General features: G+C 70.8%; 22 protein-coding genes and 1 pseudogene. 9 read left to right on the top strand and 14 right to left on the bottom strand.

Features of this window, described 5'->3' with window-relative positions:
- Positions 1-217 precede the first annotated feature (217 nt).
- On the bottom strand, positions 218-871 hold the full coding sequence (locus HUO13_RS06195) for a TetR/AcrR family transcriptional regulator (protein WP_211900505.1): 654 nt from the start codon (positions 869-871) through the stop codon (positions 218-220).
- Between the two features lie 109 nt (positions 872-980).
- On the opposite strand from HUO13_RS06195, the gene HUO13_RS06190 reads away from it, so the two are divergent.
- Entirely contained in the window at positions 981-1,898 is a 918-nt protein-coding gene (locus HUO13_RS06190) for an aldo/keto reductase (protein ID WP_432757823.1), read from the top strand.
- Positions 1,899-2,089: 191 nt separating this feature from the next.
- Positions 2,090-2,641: a DinB family protein gene (locus tag HUO13_RS06185; RefSeq protein WP_211900504.1), complete on the top strand. Its 552-nt coding sequence runs from the start codon at positions 2,090-2,092 to the stop codon at positions 2,639-2,641.
- 124 nt (positions 2,642-2,765) lie between these two features.
- Here the strand turns inward: HUO13_RS06185 and HUO13_RS06180 are convergent, their stop codons facing one another.
- Both HUO13_RS06180 and HUO13_RS06175 read right to left on the bottom strand, forming a co-directional pair.
- Entirely contained in the window at positions 2,766-3,314 is a 549-nt protein-coding gene (locus tag HUO13_RS06180) for a TetR/AcrR family transcriptional regulator (protein ID WP_211900503.1), read from the bottom strand.
- Positions 3,315-3,463: 149 nt separating this feature from the next.
- The gene (locus tag HUO13_RS06175) at positions 3,464-3,718 is read right to left on the bottom strand and encodes a nitroreductase/quinone reductase family protein (RefSeq protein WP_249124486.1); all 255 of its coding nucleotides are present in this window, start codon (positions 3,716-3,718) and stop codon (positions 3,464-3,466) included.
- Between the two features lie 533 nt (positions 3,719-4,251).
- On the opposite strand from HUO13_RS06175, the gene HUO13_RS06170 reads away from it, so the two are divergent.
- Both HUO13_RS06170 and HUO13_RS06165 read left to right on the top strand, forming a co-directional pair.
- A complete protein-coding gene (locus HUO13_RS06170) occupies positions 4,252-5,535 on the top strand; it encodes a GH1 family beta-glucosidase (protein WP_211900502.1) in 1,284 nt (427 codons plus the stop codon).
- Complete coding sequence (locus HUO13_RS06165; RefSeq protein WP_211900501.1) at positions 5,532-6,761, top strand: MFS transporter; 1,230 nt, start codon at positions 5,532-5,534, stop codon at positions 6,759-6,761. The genes HUO13_RS06170 and HUO13_RS06165 overlap by 4 nt, the downstream gene beginning before the upstream one ends.
- Before the next feature lie 25 nt (positions 6,762-6,786).
- On the opposite strand, the gene HUO13_RS06160 is transcribed toward HUO13_RS06165, so the two are convergent.
- The 3 genes and pseudogenes from HUO13_RS06160 to HUO13_RS06150 all read right to left on the bottom strand — a co-directional run bounded on the left by HUO13_RS06160 (position 6,787) and on the right by HUO13_RS06150 (position 9,129).
- On the bottom strand, positions 6,787-7,170 hold the full coding sequence (locus HUO13_RS06160) for a VOC family protein (protein WP_211900500.1): 384 nt from the start codon (positions 7,168-7,170) through the stop codon (positions 6,787-6,789).
- Between the two features lie 13 nt (positions 7,171-7,183).
- The gene (locus HUO13_RS06155) at positions 7,184-7,555 is read right to left on the bottom strand and encodes a VOC family protein (protein ID WP_211900499.1); all 372 of its coding nucleotides are present in this window, start codon (positions 7,553-7,555) and stop codon (positions 7,184-7,186) included.
- A 22-nt stretch (positions 7,556-7,577) separates the two neighbouring features.
- Positions 7,578-9,129: pseudogene (locus HUO13_RS06150) on the bottom strand (MFS transporter).
- Positions 9,130-9,242: 113 nt separating this feature from the next.
- Here HUO13_RS06150 and HUO13_RS06145 point away from each other — a divergent pair.
- From HUO13_RS06145 to HUO13_RS06130, 4 genes are all read left to right on the top strand, one after another.
- Positions 9,243-9,911: a winged helix-turn-helix transcriptional regulator gene (locus HUO13_RS06145; RefSeq protein WP_211900498.1), complete on the top strand. Its 669-nt coding sequence runs from the start codon at positions 9,243-9,245 to the stop codon at positions 9,909-9,911.
- A 352-nt stretch (positions 9,912-10,263) separates the two neighbouring features.
- Positions 10,264-11,367 carry a type III polyketide synthase gene (locus HUO13_RS06140; protein ID WP_211900497.1) on the top strand — a complete coding sequence of 368 codons (1,104 nt, stop codon included), beginning with the start codon at positions 10,264-10,266 and terminating at the stop codon, positions 11,365-11,367.
- Positions 11,364-12,569: a cytochrome P450 gene (locus HUO13_RS06135; RefSeq protein ID WP_211900496.1), complete on the top strand. Its 1,206-nt coding sequence runs from the start codon at positions 11,364-11,366 to the stop codon at positions 12,567-12,569. The genes HUO13_RS06140 and HUO13_RS06135 overlap by 4 nt, the downstream gene beginning before the upstream one ends.
- A 35-nt stretch (positions 12,570-12,604) precedes the next feature.
- The gene (locus tag HUO13_RS06130; protein WP_211900495.1) at positions 12,605-13,144 is read left to right on the top strand and encodes a cupin domain-containing protein; all 540 of its coding nucleotides are present in this window, start codon (positions 12,605-12,607) and stop codon (positions 13,142-13,144) included.
- Here the strand turns inward: HUO13_RS06130 and HUO13_RS06125 are convergent.
- Positions 13,095-13,733, bottom strand: coding sequence for an HXXEE domain-containing protein (locus tag HUO13_RS06125; protein WP_211900494.1), 639 nt, complete (start codon positions 13,731-13,733; stop codon positions 13,095-13,097). The two genes, HUO13_RS06130 and HUO13_RS06125, sit on opposite strands and share 50 nt — an antisense overlap.
- 37 nt (positions 13,734-13,770) lie before the next feature.
- Here HUO13_RS06125 and HUO13_RS06120 point away from each other — a divergent pair, with 37 nt between their 5' ends.
- On the top strand, positions 13,771-14,391 hold the full coding sequence (locus tag HUO13_RS06120) for a TetR/AcrR family transcriptional regulator (RefSeq protein ID WP_211900493.1): 621 nt from the start codon (positions 13,771-13,773) through the stop codon (positions 14,389-14,391).
- On the opposite strand, the gene HUO13_RS06115 is transcribed toward HUO13_RS06120, so the two are convergent.
- From HUO13_RS06115 to HUO13_RS06090, 7 genes are read right to left on the bottom strand one after another with little or no spacing between them, the layout of a single operon-like run.
- The gene (locus HUO13_RS06115; protein ID WP_211900492.1) at positions 14,388-14,957 is read right to left on the bottom strand and encodes a DUF3558 domain-containing protein; all 570 of its coding nucleotides are present in this window, start codon (positions 14,955-14,957) and stop codon (positions 14,388-14,390) included. The genes HUO13_RS06120 and HUO13_RS06115 overlap by 4 nt on opposite strands.
- Before the next feature lie 29 nt (positions 14,958-14,986).
- Entirely contained in the window at positions 14,987-15,127 is a 141-nt protein-coding gene (locus tag HUO13_RS06110) for a hypothetical protein (RefSeq protein ID WP_211900491.1), read from the bottom strand.
- A gap of 14 nt (positions 15,128-15,141) precedes the next feature.
- Positions 15,142-15,267, bottom strand: a complete 126-nt coding sequence (locus tag HUO13_RS38015) for a hypothetical protein (protein WP_282976107.1) — start codon at positions 15,265-15,267, stop codon at positions 15,142-15,144.
- A 3-nt stretch (positions 15,268-15,270) separates the two neighbouring features.
- Entirely contained in the window at positions 15,271-15,504 is a 234-nt protein-coding gene (locus HUO13_RS06105; RefSeq protein ID WP_211900490.1) for a hypothetical protein, read from the bottom strand.
- A gap of 1 nt (position 15,505) precedes the next feature.
- Positions 15,506-15,709, bottom strand: coding sequence for a hypothetical protein (locus HUO13_RS06100; protein WP_211900489.1), 204 nt, complete (start codon positions 15,707-15,709; stop codon positions 15,506-15,508).
- A gap of 33 nt (positions 15,710-15,742) precedes the next feature.
- Positions 15,743-16,057 carry a YbaB/EbfC family nucleoid-associated protein gene (locus tag HUO13_RS06095; protein WP_211900488.1) on the bottom strand — a complete coding sequence of 105 codons (315 nt, stop codon included), beginning with the start codon at positions 16,055-16,057 and terminating at the stop codon, positions 15,743-15,745.
- Positions 16,058-16,068: 11 nt separating this feature from the next.
- On the bottom strand, positions 16,069-16,572 hold the full coding sequence (locus tag HUO13_RS06090) for a YbaB/EbfC family nucleoid-associated protein (protein ID WP_211900487.1): 504 nt from the start codon (positions 16,570-16,572) through the stop codon (positions 16,069-16,071).
- Between the last annotated feature and the right edge of the window lie 314 nt (positions 16,573-16,886).

Here is a 16,886-nt window from a genome sequence, read left to right as displayed (position 1 = left end):
CGGGCATGGACGACCTGGCCGCGGGCCGGTTCCTGTGGTGGGGTGGGCCGAGCAGGTTCGGCGCTGGGCGCCCGGCCCCGGGACCGGCGATCGCATCGGCGACGCCGGAATCGAGCGTGCTGGCTCAACCGGGGTTGAGCACAAGCGCTCCGGAACGTGACGCGCGTCGCGCGCCGGACCCTCGTCGCCCCTCGTGCAAGGCCGGCTGCGGATTCGCTCAGCGGCTCCCCGACGCCGAGTGTCCATAGAGGAACGTTCGCACACCGGCCCGGACCGCGGCCTCGACTTCGTCGTCCCCGCCGGTCGACGTGCCGGTCAGCAGACCACGCGTGGCGGCCGTGCCCGTGGTCAGCAGCAGGAAGTGCTCCGCCGCCCGGTCGGGGTCGTCGACGTGCAGCAGTCCGCGTCGGCCGAGCTCGCCGATCCCACGCGCCAGCGCGCGGTGCACCCGGACGGGGCCGACCTCCTGCCAGGCGCCGGCGAGTCCGCGCGGCAGGTGCTCCTGCTCCGCCCGCATCTGGCGCACCATCGCGAAGTGCGAGGCGTTCTCGGCCTTCGCCGACACCCACGCACGGGCGAGGCCGGTGAACGCGGCCTCGACGTCGCTGACGGCGCCGAGGTGGCTGTCGACGAGCCCGGCGAGCGCTTCGGCGACCCGCGCCGCGCTGTCGCGCACGACGACGGAGAACAACTCCGCCTTGCCACCGAAGTGGTTGTAGATGGTGCGCGTGGACACCGCCGCCAGCGCGGCGATCCCGTCGATGCTCGCCCGCTGGTAGCCGTGCGCGGCGAACGTGCTCCGCGCCGCCTCGAGGATGGCTTCGCGCTTGGCCACCAGACCGCGCGGCCGGCCTCCCGCCGTCTGCGTCATACCCGACATCGTCGCACCCGGTCAGCGGGGTGCAGTATTCGTTTTACTTATTTGCAGTGATCGTTGTACTTTGCTGGCAACGGCGACTTCCACCGACTGCGAGGACGACATGCGCACGACCTCTCTGGGCACGACCGGCCCCGCTGTTCCAGTGCAGGGCCTCGGCTGCATGCGGCTGCTCCGGCCATCCTCGCCATCCGCGCCGGACGGCGAGGCGGAGGCATACGCGCTGGTGAACAGGGCTTTGGACCTGGGCGTCACGTTCCTGGACACCGCCGACCTGTACGGCGACGGCTACAACGAGGAACTCGTCGGCCGCGCGATCCGGCACCGCCGCGACGAGGTGGTGCTCGGCACGAAGTTCGGAGCCGTGCGCAATCCCGACGACTCGTTCACCACGCGCGGCGACGCCGCGTACGCGCGTGCCGCCTGCGAGGCCAGCCTGCGGCGGCTCGGCACCGACGTCATCGACGTCTACTACCTGCACCGGCGCGATCCCGCGGTGCCCATCGAGGAGTCCGTCGGCGCGATGGCGGAGCTGGTGGCCGAGGGCAAGGTGCGCCACCTCGGGCTGTCCGAGGTGACCGCCGAGGAGCTGCGCGCCGCGCACGCGGTGCACCCGATCGCCGCCCTGCAGAGCGAGTGGTCGCTGTGCCGGCGGGAGATCGAGGCCGTGGTCCCGACCTGCGTCGAACTCGGCGTCGGGGTGGTGCCGTACTGCCCGCACGGGCGCGGACTCCTGCTACCAGGCGCGGATCGCCAGGCGGAACGGCTCGGCGAGATCGCCGCGGAGCTTGCGACGTTACCGGCCGCATTGCGGGAAATCGCCGACGAGCACGGTGTCCGGCCGGGACAGGTCGCGCTGGCGTGGGTGCAGCAGCGCGCCGTCGAGTGGGGACTGCCGGTCGTCCCCATCCCAGGCACCACCCGGCAACGGCATCTGGAGGAGAACATCGCGGCCCTCGACATCGCCCTGAGCGCGCAGCAGCTCGCCAGGCTCGACATCCGCATCGGGGAGGCCGTCTGAGCAGAGACCACACGCGACCCGCGCCGCTCGCTGGGGCACCAGCACGTCCCTGACGCCGGTAACAGTGCCACCGAGATGTCGGTCCTCGATCACCTGCAGGTGCTCGAATGCCGGCCGTGCTCGAAGTTGCCGGCGGGTGCCCGAATGCCGCTTCGTCCTGGGATGTCGGGAGGTCCTGCGATGCTGCCGCCATGAGCGACTTCCCGGAAACAGGCGCCCACTTGTCGCAGACGTGGGCTGAGGACGACCGTCGCGAGCCTCCCCGCATCGCCGACGAGGTCACGACGCTGACGTCCTTCCTCGACTGGCACCGCCGGACGCTGGAGCTCAAGTGCGCGGAGCTGCCCGCACGGCAGCTCGCCGACAAGGCCGTACCGCCGTCAGCGCTGAGCCTGCACGGACTCGTCCGGCACCTGGCCGGGGTCGAGCGGTGGTGGTTCCGCATCCAGTTCCGGGGCGAGGACCTGCCGATGCTGTACTACTCCGACGACGACCCGGACCAGGACTTCGAGTCGCTGCACGGCGATTTCGCCGAGGCACTGGCGAGCTGGCGAGCCGAGTGCGACGCCTCCCGCAAGGTCGTGGCCGAGGCTGCATCACTGGACGAGACGGGCACCCGGAGGTCCACCGGTGAACCGATCTCGCTGCGGTGGGTGCTGGTGAACCTGATCGCCGAGTACGCCAGGCACAACGGTCACGCGGACCTGCTGCGCGAACGGCTCGACGGCGCGACCGGCCACTAAGCCGCCGACGAGTCGGTGTGCCGAGGCGCCAGCAACCTGTGAGGGTCGGCGCCCGACGTTCGGAGGCATTGCTGTCCCCGCTCGGCAGCGTCACCGCGTGGTCCCGCTGCTGGACCTCGCTCGGTCACTGCTCGAACAGCCTGCGCAGAACCGGACGCGCCGACGCTTCAGGATCGCCGTTGGCGCTCTCCGACAACGCTCCGGTGATCCACAACGAGGCGAAGCCGTGGACGAGCGACCACGCGGCGAGTTCCGTCGTGCGCTCGTGCTCCCCCTGCACCTGACGGACCCCCTCCTCCAGGACGTGGCCCGCCCGGTCCCGCGCGGCGGTGACCCCGGGGTCGTCGGTGCGGTAGAGATCCGGCTGGAACATGACCTCGAAGTGCGCCCGGTGGTCGACGGCGAAGCGCACGTACGCGAGGCCGACGTCGACGAAGTCGTCCCCGGCGTCGGCCAGGGCGTCAGCCAGCAGCCCGAACCCTTCGGTGGCGAGGTCGGTGAGCAGACCGGTCTTGTCGCCGAAGTGGTGCGCCGGCGCGGCGTGCGAGACGCCCGCCCTGCGGGCCAGCTCGCGCAGGCTCCAGCCGGCGGGCCCGGACTCGGCGATCGCCGCCGCAGCGGCGTCGAGGATCGTTCGACGCAGGTCGCCGTGGTGATAGCTGATGGCCGCCACCTCATCTCGCCGTTCGTGTGGCGCCAATCCTGACACCGCGAACTAGCCACCGACAAGACGTGCCATCCGGTCGGGCCAGTGGGCCGTGGGCGTCGAGCCGGCGAGCCGCAGGCAGGCGATGCCTCCGGGCGCGGCCGATCGACAGGACCCTACGCGCCCGATGCCGTCAGCCTGCCCGCGCCAGGGCAACCATCGGGATGACGCGATCGTCCCGGCGTCGGAACTCCGCGAAACCCGGCTCGATCCCCACCTCCGCCGCCACAACTCGTCGTGTTCGCCGGGAACACCTGCTCGGCCCGAGCTTCGTAGCGGTCGCCGCGAAGCTCGACAGTCACTTGTGGATGCGCGACGACGTTGTTGCACCAGGCGGGACTTTTCGGCGCACCGCTGTTCGATGCGAACACTCCCGGCGCCCGACACACCGCCGGCGAGTCCGCACCCGACACACCGGTCGCAAGTCCCCGCCCGACACACCGATCGCAAGTCCGCACCCCACACCCCCGCGTCGGGTCCGCACCTCAACACGCCCGCGGCGAGCCCGGACCCCACACGCCGGCAGCAAGTCGGGCCGCAGCCGACACACCGTCGGCGAGTCCGCATCCGACGCACCGCCGGCGCGTCCGCTCCCAACACACCAACGCTCCGACCTGCGCCCGACATACCGACGACAGGTCGCGAACGCCCACCGCCCCGCCGAGTCACAGCAAGGCCGACACGCCGACGGTGAGTCGGCAAGCCTCCGAGCGGCAAACCCCCTCCAAGCCTCCGAGTCGGCAAGCCCCCAAGCGGGTCCAGTCAGCCCCCTCGTCGGCAAACCCCTCAATCGCGTCCAGTCAGCCCCCACCCCGCCAATTCCGCCCCTCGCCGGTTCGGCCCCTTCCTCCTGGTCCGCGTCGGGACTATATTCCGAACAACTTTCACATTTGGAGGGGTCGGCATGACGGTTCCGCGCTTTCCCGATGGCTTCGTCTGGGGCGTCTCGACCTCGGCGTTCCAGATCGAGGGGGCTACCGCCGAAGGCGGCCGGGGACCGTCCATCTGGGACACCTTCACCGCCACCCCCGGCAAGGTCGCGCGCGGGGAGGACGCGCAGGTGACCGCCGACCACTACCACCGCTACGCCGAGGACGTCGCGCTGATGTCGCAGCTCGGGGTCGACGCCTACCGGATGTCCTTCGCCTGGCCGCGCATCCAGCCCACCGGTTCGGGCCCCGCCAACGCCGAGGGCCTGGCGTTCTACGACCGCCTGATCGACGCCGTCTGCGAAGCGGGCGTCGACCCGGTCGGCACGCTCTACCACTGGGACACCCCGCAAGCGCTGGAGGATGCGGGCGGCTGGCTCAGCCGCGACACCTCCGCCCGGTTCGCCGACTACGCCGCGCTCGTCGGCGAGCGCTTCGCCGACCGGGTGAAGATGTGGATCCCGCTCAACGAGCCGATGGTCATGTCGATCTTCGGCTACGGCATCGGCGAGTACGCGCCGGGCCGGGCGCTGCTGCTCGACGCGCTGCCGACCGCGCACCACCAGCTCCTGGCTCACGGTCTGGCGGTGTCCGCCCTCCGCGCCGCGGGCGCCACGAACATCGGCACCGCGAACAACCACAGCCCGATCTGGGGCGAGGGCGAGGCGGCCGGTTTCCTCGACGCGCTGATCAACCGCCTGTTCGCCGACCCCATCCTGCTCGGCAGCTACCCGGAGGTGCTGCACGACCGGCTGCCGGACGGTTTCGCCGACGACCTGCCGGTCATCTCCGCCCCGCTGGACTTCTACGGCGTCAACTACTACGAGCCGATGGCCGCGGCCGCCCCGACCGCACCTGGCCCGCTGCCCTTCGAGCTGCGGCCGGTCGAGGGCTACCCGATGACCACGAACGACTCGCCCGTGGTCCCCGACGCGCTCCGCGAGCTGCTGGTGACCATGCACGAGCGCTACGCGGGGATGCCCCCGGTGCACATCACCGAGAACGGGTGCAGCTTCGACGGCATCCACGACCAGGAGCGCATCGACTTCCTCACCGGACACCTCACCGCACTGCGGGAAGCGATGGACGCCGGAGTCGACGTCCGCGGCTACTTCGTCTGGTCGCTCATCGACAACTTCGAGTGGTCGAAGGGGTACGTGCCCCGATTCGGGCTCGTCCACATCGACTACGACACGCTCACCCGGACCCCGAAGGACTCCTTCCACTGGTACCGCGACCTGATCAAGCGATCGCGATGAGCACCGACGCGCTGGCCGAGCCCCGCAGGCCGGTGCGGGCGGGCTGGACGGCGCTGCTGTTCGTGGCGAACCTCGGTCTGTGGCTGGCGTTCTATGCGCCCATCCAGGTGTTGCTGCCGCAGCAGGCGGAGGCGCTCGCCCCTGCGGGCAAGGAAGTCGTCTTCGGTGTGGTCACCGGGATCGGCGCCGCTGTGTCGGTCGTGGCCAACCCGCTGGCGGGCATGCTCTCCGACCGCACGACCTCCCGCCTCGGCCGCAGGCACCCGTGGACGCTGGGCGGCGCGGCGGCGGGCGCGGCGGGGCTCGCGGTGCTGGCCGCCGCGACCGACGTCGTGGTCATGACGATCGGCTGGTGCCTGGTGCAGGCCGGTCTGAACGCGATGCTGGCGAGCCTGGTCTCCGCACTGCCCGACCGGGTTCCGGTGCCGCAGCGCGCCCGCATCGGCGGGCTGGTCGGGATCAGCCAGATGCTCGGCACCGTCGCCGGCACGCTGGTGGTGACGGTGCTGATCAGCGGCCTGACATCCGGCTACCTCACCTGCGCGCTCCTGGTGCTCCTCGCGGCAGCCCTGTTCGTGGCCTTCACACCCGATGCGGTGCTCCGCGCGAAGCCCGAAGGCGGAATCGGCGCGGCGCTGCGACGGCTGTGGGTGTCACCGCGCGAACACCCCGACTTCGCTTGGGGCTGGGGCTGTCACTTCATGATCAACCTGGGCAACGGCTTCGGGACCCTCTACCTGCTGTTCTTCCTCGGCGACGCGGTGCACCACCCCGCCCCGGAGACCGGGCTGCTGGTGCTGATGGGTCTATACGGCGCGGCGCTGACCGCCGGAGCCGTGCTGGCCGGCGCGGTCTCCGACCGGTCGGGCCGCCGCAAGCCCTACGTGCTGCTCTCCTGCGTGCTGATGGCCGTAGCGGCGCTGTTGCTCGCGGTGTGGCCGACGTGGGCCGCAGCGCTGCTGGCCGCGCCGCTGCTGGGCGCGGGTTTCGGCATCTACTGGGCGGTCGCGCTGGCGTTGCTGACCCAGGTGCTGCCCGCGGCGGCGAACCGGGCGAAGGACCTCGGCGTGGTCAACATCGCCAACTCGCTGCCGCAGGTCGTCGCGCCCGTGCTGGCCACCCCGATCCTGGCCCATCTCGGCGGGTACGCGGGCCTGTTCACCGCCTCCGCCCTGGCCACGGTGGCCGCGGGGGCGCTGGTGACCCGGGTCCGCGGCGTGGCGTGACCGCCCCGCGAACACCGGGCCGCCGCTACTCCTGGAGCACCGCCAGGACGTTGCCCGCCGGGTCGCGGAACCAGGCGATGTCCGGCCCCATCTGCTTGGCCTTCCCCCGGAGGACGCCCTTGTCGTCAACGCCGAAGTCCTCGTAATGCTCGAAGCGCACTCCCCGCGCGCTCAGCTCGTCGACCGCCTTGTCGATGTCGTCCACCGGGAAGTTGAGGATCGTGAACGACGCCGCGGTGTGCTGCTCGCCCTTCGGGTAGACCAGCACCGGCCGTTCCCCGGCGATGTGCAGGGTGAGCATGCCGTGCTCCTCGGTCACGCGCAGCCCGAGGACGTCGCTGTAGAACCGCTTGGCCCTGGGCACGTCATCGACGGAGAACCCGCTGAATGCCTTGGTGTCGGTGAACATCTGCGCCTCCGCGTCACTCTTCGCGCTCGGCGAGGTGGTCCTCGTCCAGCTGGATGATCTGGATGTAGTTGCCGTCCGGGTCCAGCAGCGTGCCGAACAGCCCGTGCTCGCGCTCCTCCAGTTCCACGAGCCACGACACGCCCATCCCGGTGAGGTGGTCGGCGACCGCGCGAGCGTCGTCGACGTGGAAGTCGAGGATGACCCGCCCCGGCTCCGCTGTCCTGTCGGCGACGTCGTCGCGCCGGTCGACCAGCACTCCGAAGCCGCCGAAGTCCATCCACCCGTACTCGTCGGTCTTCGGTGCGAACGCCTCGGCGTACCAGGCCCGCAGCCGTTCCGGATCGGTGGTGCCGAGCAGGATGCTGCCCAGTTGGATCGTGGTCATGGTGCACTCCTCCGGTCGGTGGTCAGATAGAAGCGCCCGCGCGTTCCGCGGCCGGGACCTGCGCTGTGACGGGTACGCGCCGCAGCACCACGGCCGCGGCCACTCCGATGCCGATGACGAGCACACCGCCGACGCCGGCGACGACGTTGAGCCCGGCGGTGAAGGCTTGCCTGGCGTGGTCGAGCACCTCGGCCGCCAGCGGTGCGGGCAGCCGAGCGGCCGCGGTCAACGCCCCGGCCGCGCCCTCGCGGACGGCGTCGGCCGTCGCCGCCGGAACGCCGTCCGGGACCGCCACCTGCGCCCGGTAGACCGCGGCGCCCAGGCTGCCCATCGCGGCCACGCCCAGCGCGATGCCCAGCTCGCCGCTGGTCTCCGACACCGAGGAGGCCGAACCGGCCTTCTCAGGCGGCGCCGAGCCCACGATCAGGTCGACGCCGAGCGCCGCCTGGGGCCCCATGCCGATCGAGGTGACGATGAACGCCGCGAGGAGGACGACCAGTCCGCCGGTCGCCTCGACGCCGGTGAGCAGCAGCAGTCCCGCCCCGGCCAGCACCAGCCCGCCCGCGATGAGGTTGCCCGGCCGGACCCGGCGGGCCAGCCGCGGTGCGAGCAGGGTCGCCGCGATCACCGCCAGGTTCTGCGGCACCAGCCACAGACCCGCCTCCAGCGGCGAGAGACCGCCCACGATCTGCAGGTACTGGGTGACGAACAGGAACACCCCGCCCATCACGACCCCGGTGACCAGGCCGATCAGCACGGCCGTGGTGAACACCGGCTGGCCGAAGAGCCGCATGTCCAGCAGCGGACTGCCCAGGCCGCGCTGGCGCAGCACGAAGACCACGCCGACGCCCGCGCCTGCCGCGATGGCCGCGGCGGGCGCAGTCGCCCAGCCATGGGTCGCCAGCTCCTTCAGGCCCCAGACGGCGGGCAGGATCGCGCCCAGCGAGAGCACCACGCTGACCAGGTCGAGCCTGCCCGCCGCCGGGTCGCGGTACTCGGGCAGCAGCACCGGACCTGCGACCAGCAGCACCAGCATCACCGGCACCCCGAGCAGGAACACCGAACCCCACCAGAAGAACTCCAGCAGCACGCCGCCGACCACCGGGCCGACCGCCATGCCGCCCATGAAGCAGCTCATCCACACCGCGACGGCCACGCCGCGCTGCCTGGGGTCGCGGAACATGTTGCTGATCAGCGCGAGGGTCGACGGCATCAGCGTCGCCCATCAGCGCGCGGGTGGCGATCAGCGCCTCGGCACTGGGTGACCACGCGGCCAGCGCGGAAGCGATGCCGAACGCGGCCGCTCCGGCGAGCAGCAGCCTGCGCCGTCCGATCCGGTCGCCGAGCGTGCCCATGGTGACCAGAAAACCGGCGATCATGAACCCGTAGCTGTCGGTGATCCACAGCTGCTGGGTGGCCGTGGCGCCGAGGTCCGCGCTCAGCTGCGGCAGCGCCAGGTACAGCACGCTCATGTCCAGCGACAGCAGCAGCGTCGGCAGGGCCAGGACCGCGAGGCCGGTCCACTCCCGCCGACCGGCCCGCACGCCGGCTCCGGCCGCCTGGTCATCGCGCACTGGTCGCCTCCTCCGATTCCACGGCGACGGCTCGCCTCACTTGCATCATTGCATCATCTACTTGTTAAAAGCAACCAGAGTCCAGCTAGTCAACCGGTGGTTAGAATGGCGGCATGGGAAGCCGGACCTACGGCCAGTTCTGCGGACTCGCACGCGCGCTGGAGATCGTCGGCGAGCGGTGGGCGCTGCTCATCGTGCGGGATCTCGCCGTGGGACCGAAGCGCTTCACCGACCTGCGCCAGGGCCTGCCCAAGATCCCGACCAACGTCCTGTCGACGCGGCTGAAGGAGCTGGAGCAGTCCGATGTGGTCCAGCGTCGCGTACTGCCGCGCCCCGCGGCAGCCGTGGTCTACGAGCTCACCGAGTACGGCCGCGGCCTCGAGGACATCGTGATCCGGCTCGGCCTCTGGGGAGCCCAGGCCCTCGGCGAGCCGCGCCAGGACGAGATCGTCACGCCCGACTCGATGATCATGGGACTGCGCGCGACCTTCCTCCCCGAAGCGGCGCGCGGGCGGCGGGCGGGCTACGAGCTGCGCCTCGGCGATGTCGTCGTCCACGCCCGGGTCGACGACGGCGAGCTGGAGCTCGGCGAGGGCGAGCTGCCCGGCGCGGACCTGGTCATCGAGACCGGCCCCGCCGTGCGCGCCCTGCTGGCCGGCGAGCTCACCGCCGACGAGGCGATCGCCAACGGCAGCGTGCACCTGACCGGCGACAGCGGCCTGCTGACGACCTTCGCCGAGATGTTCCGGATCCCGCGCTCAGCCGCCCGGCTCTCCGCCTGAAACAGGCTCCCCGAGCCGCCGCGCCACACCCCGAACGGGCGACGAAACCGCCGTATCACAAGGTCGCGGGGGCCGCCGCTCCACTGTGGTCTGATCTCGTTAATTTCCCCCTATTAGTTGGCCAGACGAGTGAAAAGCTCACTGGACTGATAAAGCACTGCGCCCGGTCGGTCGATGTCAATGGTGCGCCACTTCTCCCCGCGGAGGGAGGCCGAAGTCCCGCGTCCCGTCGTCGACCGAAGGACGACCGGTACACCAGGCAACCGGAACCGCTGCTCCACGGGATGACCACCGATCTCCGCCGCAATGCGTCAGACCGTGTTCAGCGCGCACGTACACAATGGAGGCATCGGTGGCAGTTCTATGCACCCCTGCGGTCGCGGTCCCGGAGCACGTCATCACGGTCGAGGAGACCCTCGACCTGGCCCGCCGCGTCCACGCGGACCACCCGCAGCTACCGCTCGTCCTTCGGCTGATCAGCAACACCGGCGTGCGCGAGCGCCACCTGATCAGGCCGATCGAGGAAACCCTCAAGCACCCGGGTTTCGAGGTCCGCAACCGGATCTACGAGGAGCAGGCCAAGCAGCGCGTGCCCGCCGTGGTGCGAGAGGCCCTCGACAACGCCGAGCTGGGGCCCGAGGACATCGACCTCATCGTCTACGTCTCCTGCACCGGCTTCATGATGCCGTCGCTGACCGCGTGGCTGATCAACTCGATGGGCTTTCGCATGAGCACCCGGCAGCTGCCCATCGCGCAGCTCGGCTGCGCGGCGGGCGGCGCCGCGATCAACCGCGCGCACGACTTCTGCACCGCCTACCCCGACGCCAACGCGCTCATCGTCGCCTGCGAGTTCTGCTCGCTGTGCTACCAGCCGACCGACGACGACATCGGTTCGCTGCTGTCGAACGGCCTGTTCGGCGACGCCGTCGCGGCGGCGGTGGTGCGCGGGCACGGCGGCACCGGGGTTCGCCTGGAGCGCAACGCCTCCTCGATGATCCCCGAAACCGAGGACTGGATCTCCTACGCCGTCAAGGCCACCGGCTTCCACTTCCAGCTCGACAAGCGGGTGCCCAAGACGATGGAGCCGCTGGCGCCCGCGCTGCGCGCACTGGCCGAGGACCACCGCTGGGACGTCGCGGGGCTGGACTTCTACGTCATCCACGCGGGCGGCCCGCGCATCCTCGACGACCTGACCAAGTTCCTGGGCGTGCCGTCGGAGGCGTTCCGGCACAGCAGGGCGACGCTGGCGCAGTACGGCAACATCGCCAGCGCGGTCGTCCTCGACGCGCTGCGGCGCATCATCGAGGAGGGGCAGCTGGACTCCGGGGCACGCGGCATGATCGCCGGCTTCGGTCCCGGCATCACCGCCGAGATGTCCGTCGGCACCTGGGTTCCGCACGACGTCCTGCTACGCGACGAGCGCTCGACCACGTCCGCCCCGGGAGGCAACCGATGACCGACCGCTGCCCCGCCCGCCTGTACCACCCCGAGGACCTGCCCGGGATGACCTTCGACCCGGTGTTCCTGGAACTGCTGCGCGACGAACCGGTCGCCCGCATCCGGATGCGCTACGGCGAGGGCGAGGCGTGGCTGGTGACCCGCTACGAGGACGTCAAGTTCGTGACGTCGGACCCGCGGTTCAGCCGCAAGATCATGGGCAGGCCGTTCCCGAAGATGACCAGGCACCACATCCCGATGGACCGGGCGGTCAGCTTCTCCGACCCGCCCGAGCACGCGCGGGTGCGCCGGGTGGTCGCCAGGGACTTCAGCCCCGGCTCCGTCGAGCGGCTGCGCCCGACCGCCGAGAAGATCATGCACCGCTGCCTGGACGAGCTGGTGGCCGCCGGGCCGCCCGCCGACCTGGTGCGGCACGTGACCTCGCCGTTCCCGATGGCGGTGCTCGGCGAGCTGATGGGCATCCCGGAGTCCGACCGGCCGTGGCTGATCGAGTGCTCGTCCCAGGTGCTGAGCATGGCGCCCGACCAGGCCGCCGTGGACCGCATCAACGGGATCAAGGCGGAGGTCGCCGAGTACTTCCTCGCACTGGTCGAAAGCCGGCGCGCGGACCCGCGCGACGACGTGGTCAGCACGGTGGCCGCGGCCCGCGAACGCGGCGACCTCGACGACGAGGAGGTCGCCGCGATGACCGTGCTGCTGGCGCTCAACGGCTGGCACGCGGTCCGCAACAACAGCACGAACATGGTCTACGTGCTGCTGACCGACCCGGAGCTGCGCTCCCGGCTCAAGGCCGACCTCGGGCTCGTCCCGACCGCGGTCGAGGAGCTGCTGCGCTACATCCCGCACAAGCGCGGGATCGGACAGCCGCGCATCGCCACCGAGGACGTCGAGATCCGGGGCGTGCGGATCTCCAAGGGCGACGTCGTCTACGTCTCCTACGTCGCCGCGAACTGGGACGAGGACGTCTACCCCGAGCCCGACCGGGTCGACCTCGACCGCCCGGAGGTGCCGCATCTGGCGTTCGGGCACGGCCCGCACTACTGCATGGGCCCGATGCTGGCGCGGATGGAATCGCAGGTGCTGCTGTCATCGCTGCTGACCCGGCTGCCCGACCTCGCGCTGGCGGTGCCGCCGGAGCAGGTGGCCTGGCAGCCCAACGCGTTGATCCGAGGGCCGCTCGAGCTCCCCGTGACCTGGTGACCCGAGCCGGCCCGAGTGCAGGAGGACCCGAACCCATGACCGGACTCATGCTGCCCCCGGGCAGCGGCAGGCGGCTCGTCACCGGGGCGCAGGACGTCACCTTCAAGGTCACCGGCGAGCACTCGCGGGCGGCGTCGAGCTTCGAGGTCGTCGTCCCGCCCGGCTTCGACGTCGGCGCGCACGTGCACACCCGCAGTGAGGAGCTGTTCTACGTGCTCGACGGCGAGCTCGACCTGCTGGCGTTCGAGCCGGTGACACGTGGCGGCGAAAACTGGCGGGAGTGGGAGAGCGACACGGGGCAGCGGGTGCTGCGGGCCGGGCCGGGCAGCGTCATGTTCGTCCCGCCCGGCTGCCCGCACGCCTTCGCGAACTCCAGCGGCGCACCGGCGAAGATGTTCTTCCAGTCCTCGCCGCCGACGCACCACGAGCGGTACTTCGAGGAGCTGATGGAGATCCTCGAAGCACCGGGCGGGGTGGACCACGGCGCGGTGGAAGACCTGCGGCGGCGCTACGACATCGAGCAGCTCACGCCGCTGAAGTACGCACCGCCCGTCGCTTCGCAGCCCACCTCGTGAGCAGGTGGGCCGCGCCGTGCACGCCCCCGAGCGTCAGCGGGAGCATCACGGCGCCGCTCACCCAGGTGCGGGTGTCGTCACGCCGCACGCCGGCGCGGCCGAGCCGCCGCCACGCCCACAGCGAGTACGGGAGCACGATCGTGGGCGCGGTGGCGACACCGGGCGTGTAGCCGCGGTGCAGCGCGGTGAGCGCGAGGTGGCCGACGCCGTGGACACCGAAGCCGAACAGCGCGGACTGGAAGAACGGTGACCGGCCGCCCGTGCGCGCACCACGAGCCGACGCGGCGAGGATCACCGCGCCCATCAGCACGATCGCGGTGCGGGCGTGGGCCTGCGAGACCTCCTGGCGCAGCCACACCGGCACTCCGCTCCCGGTGGTCGTGCCGCCGGGGTTCGCGGCTTCGCTTTCGTTGGCGTTACCCGCGCCGTCCACGGCGGCTTCGCCTTCCCAAACGGTCGCACTCTCCCCGCGCCGCTGCGCATTGCGCTTCGACCAGCTCGACATCGTGAACCACTCCTCGACGTCGTTGGCCAGCCAGGCCAGGAACAGCCCCCAGGACACCGGATTCCCCACCACTGCCGCCTCCAATTTCGTTACATTATGTACCGAAAATATCATCGTCCTGGTGAGCGACGAACACAAGAGCGAGGCGGGGTCCCGCCAGGGACGCGGGCGAGGTCGTCCGCGCAACGCCGAGGTGGACCGGGCCGTGCTGGCCGCCGCCGTAGACCTGCTGGCCGAGCACGGCTTCGGGCAGCTCACCGTCGAGGCCGTCGCGTCCAGAGCGGGAGTCGGCAGGCCGACGGTGTACCGGCGCTGGCCGACCAAGGAGGACCTGGCCGTCCACGCGCTCATCCACTCCGTGCCGCCGCTGTCCGCCCCGGAGACGGGCGACGCCGCCGGAGATCTCTGCGAGCTGGCGGTCGGCTTCGTGACGGAGGTGTCGAACTCCCCGCTTGGCAGCGTGGTCCTCGGCGTGCACGCCGAGTGCGGGCGCCGCCCGGAGCTCGGGAACCCGCTGCGGGAGCACTACCTCCAGCCGCGCGACGCGGTGATCACCGACATCGTCGAACGCGGGAGGCGCGAAGGCACCATCCGCGGGGACGTGCCCGCCGGCACCGTCCGAGACCTCGTCTTCGGACCTCTGGTCTACCGCTGGCTGATCACCGGCGAGCCCATCGACCGCGCGACGGCGCTGGCACTGGTGTCCACCGCCCGGCGAGCTGTCGCCCCCGACGGCCGCTAGACCTTCCCCGCCTTGACGTTGTCGATGACCGTTTCCGCCGCCCGCTGCACCATGGCGCACGCGTCTGGGGAAGTCGCCTCACCGGCACCAGCGGTCCAGTAGTCGATCTCGAACGACGAGTCCGTGGCCGTACCGACGGTGACCGTGCACGCGAACGGACTCCGCTGCTGGATCCGGGAATTCAGCACTGCCGGGTATCCACGCACCCGCACAGGATCGAAGTACAGGTAGGGCATGGTCTTGTGACTCGCGTAGAGCTCGCCGAGCGGCTTGGGGCTCACGTGGTCGCCGTCCTCGGTCATGTCGATCTCCAGGGAGCGCTCGCCGTCTCCACTGCGCACGGCGCATCCCCCAGCGGCGAAGGTGGGCCGCGGGTCCTGTAGCCCGAGCGCCGGCAACTGGTCGCCGGTCAGCAGATCGCACGCCGACGCCCGCGGCATCGTGATCTCCAGCGGCACGCCGATACGCGGACCGCTCTGGGATTCGGAGCCCCCTGCAACCCAGCCGCCACAACCGGCGACGAGGAGCACGGAAAGGACGATGCAACCGTTCTTGAGAACCTTCACGACTCGGTCCACCATCCGCATCGAACGCGTCATTTCGGATTCCGGTTCACGACGACCCAGCTGGACGTGTGCCCGACCTCGCCGCCAGGCATGCTCGTCACGTTCGAGACGAAGGACGAGAGCGCGTCGACCGCACGGATGATGATGTCGGCCACCGCGACGATGTTCACGCCTGGAACCCTCATCAGCGCGCCGACACACCGATTCCCACCAGCTCACCCGCGCATTGGCCCATGAAGGTCAACGCACTGGCGTAGCTGTTGAACACGGTGCGAATGAACCCGGCGAGCAGGGTGCCCATCTCCTTCATGACTCAGTGGTTGGTGTCGAGGATCGAGACCATGTTGCTCGCGTAGCGGTCGAACTGGGCGAACGCCGGTCCTTCCCAGAGCCCCGCGAGGTTGTTCTTGGCGTCCTGGACCGCCACACGTGAATTCTCCATCGTCGACCGCTCGGCCCACTCGTCGGCGAGGAGCCTGGCCTTCTCCGCATCCCCGAACAGCTGTTTGTTGATGATTTCGAGAACCCTGAGCGCCTCCAGGCCCACGCTACCGAAAGGCGTGAGCCGGATGACGATCTCGGCGGCCTTCCTGATCTCCCGCTCGGCCTCCTCCGGGTACGGCGCCTTGAGCCCCCATCAACCATTCCGAGCGCATGTTCTCGGCGAGGATGCCCCACTCCTGCTGCGCGTAGTCGAACGCCATCTGGGCGCGCCGGAGGGCCTCCGGTACCACCTTGAACTGCTCGCCCACGGTTCAGCTCCCCTCGCTTTCCGGCACGAGCCGTCAGGCGTAGTGCTCGGGCGGCGGTTTCGCCGCGTTGAGCTGTTCCTGCGTCGCGCTCTTGGCCCGGGCCTCCGCCTCGCGAATGGCGAGCACCACCTGGCGTCCGAGGGAAGCACCGTTGGTGCCGCCGACTCCCCGCCTGTCGATGTCCACCGAGACGAGCTGGCCGCCGCCCTGGACTGTCACCGTCCCCAAACCACCCGGGATGGGAATCCTGGTGTGCTGGCGCCCGGCGTCGCTCGCGGCATTCCTGATCTCCTCGACGTCGGAGTCGATCTGCTCGGCAAGCGCGTGCAGCGCGTTGTACATGTCCACGTTCGCGTCCCCTACTCCTGAAGACCGCCGAAGAGAGGTACCTCGTTCTCCAGGTCGTCCGGGTCGCGCCGCACCGAAACACCGCGGTGGGGGCGCAGCGACGTGCCCTCGTCCTGCGGGCGCCCGGCAGCTGCGGGGCGGGCGGCGGCGGGGTAGCGCGTCGTCGGGTGTCCAGGGGCCCCGGGTTGCGGTGCCCGCTCTTGCGGCATCGGGCCACGCGGACCTGGCTGCGCCCCAACGGCGCCGGGTCCGGCGGCCGAGCCCGGACCTGCTGCCGCGTCGCGCAACTGACCGAGGGCGGCGTCCGCCGCCTGCGCGCGAGCGGCACCGATGGCCTCGACGATCGCCGGACCGACGATCTCCGGATGCCCGCTGTGCAACGCGCGGTCATCGACCTTGACGTCGATCAGACCGCCGTTGCCGTCCACTTCGGCCTGCGCGGCGCCGTTCCGGGAGCGCATCACGAACCGCTGCTCCGCCAGTGCGGTGTCGAGTGCGTGCATCGCGTCCCGCATCCACGAGACGTCCTGGGCTTGCCGAGGAACCGCTCGAGATCGGTCTTGTCCATTCCTTCCCCAGTGCATGCACCAGCCGGTGACGCGTTGCCGCATCACACCGCCCCGCGCTCACCTTCGCTGGCGACAGCGGGGATCCAGTTCGCATGTTGATCTCCGGTCGCGGAGCCTAGCCAGCCGACCGCGCGCAGGGGGCGGATCAGGTGAGTTCGCACCCACCCCTCACCGCTGCCACCCATATGGCCCAACGCACTTCCGATCCGCGAGAACGGGCGGCGCCCCCGGCCTCCGGGGAAGCAGGGGGCGCCGCTCGG

Source organism: Saccharopolyspora erythraea (assembly GCF_018141105.1).
Lineage (GTDB): Bacteria > Actinomycetota > Actinomycetes > Mycobacteriales > Pseudonocardiaceae > Saccharopolyspora_D > Saccharopolyspora_D erythraea_A.
Note: the sequence above shows the minus strand (reverse complement) of the source record. Positions and strands in the feature narration are given on the sequence as shown.

Excerpts from the sequence above, each read along its gene's own strand:
- HUO13_RS06185 (WP_211900504.1), top strand. The coding sequence starts at position 2,090 with ATGAGCGACTTCCCGGAAACAGGCGCCCACTTGTCGCAGACGTGGGCT.
- HUO13_RS06145 (WP_211900498.1), top strand. The coding sequence starts at position 9,243 with ATGGGAAGCCGGACCTACGGCCAGTTCTGCGGACTCGCACGCGCGCTG.
- HUO13_RS06135 (WP_211900496.1), top strand. The coding sequence starts at position 11,364 with ATGACCGACCGCTGCCCCGCCCGCCTGTACCACCCCGAGGACCTGCCC.
- HUO13_RS06160 (WP_211900500.1), bottom strand. The coding sequence starts at position 7,170 with ATGTTCACCGACACCAAGGCATTCAGCGGGTTCTCCGTCGATGACGTG.
- HUO13_RS38015 (WP_282976107.1), bottom strand. The coding sequence starts at position 15,267 with ATGAAGGAGATGGGCACCCTGCTCGCCGGGTTCATTCGCACCGTGTTC.
- HUO13_RS06190 (WP_432757823.1), top strand. The coding sequence starts at position 981 with ATGCGCACGACCTCTCTGGGCACGACCGGCCCCGCTGTTCCAGTGCAG.
- HUO13_RS06155 (WP_211900499.1), bottom strand. The coding sequence starts at position 7,555 with ATGACCACGATCCAACTGGGCAGCATCCTGCTCGGCACCACCGATCCG.
- HUO13_RS06170 (WP_211900502.1), top strand. The coding sequence starts at position 4,252 with ATGACGGTTCCGCGCTTTCCCGATGGCTTCGTCTGGGGCGTCTCGACC.
- HUO13_RS06165 (WP_211900501.1), top strand. The coding sequence starts at position 5,532 with ATGAGCACCGACGCGCTGGCCGAGCCCCGCAGGCCGGTGCGGGCGGGC.
- HUO13_RS06090 (WP_211900487.1), bottom strand. The coding sequence starts at position 16,572 with ATGCGGGACGCGATGCACGCACTCGACACCGCACTGGCGGAGCAGCGG.
- HUO13_RS06130 (WP_211900495.1), top strand. The coding sequence starts at position 12,605 with ATGACCGGACTCATGCTGCCCCCGGGCAGCGGCAGGCGGCTCGTCACC.
- HUO13_RS06195 (WP_211900505.1), bottom strand. The coding sequence starts at position 871 with ATGACGCAGACGGCGGGAGGCCGGCCGCGCGGTCTGGTGGCCAAGCGC.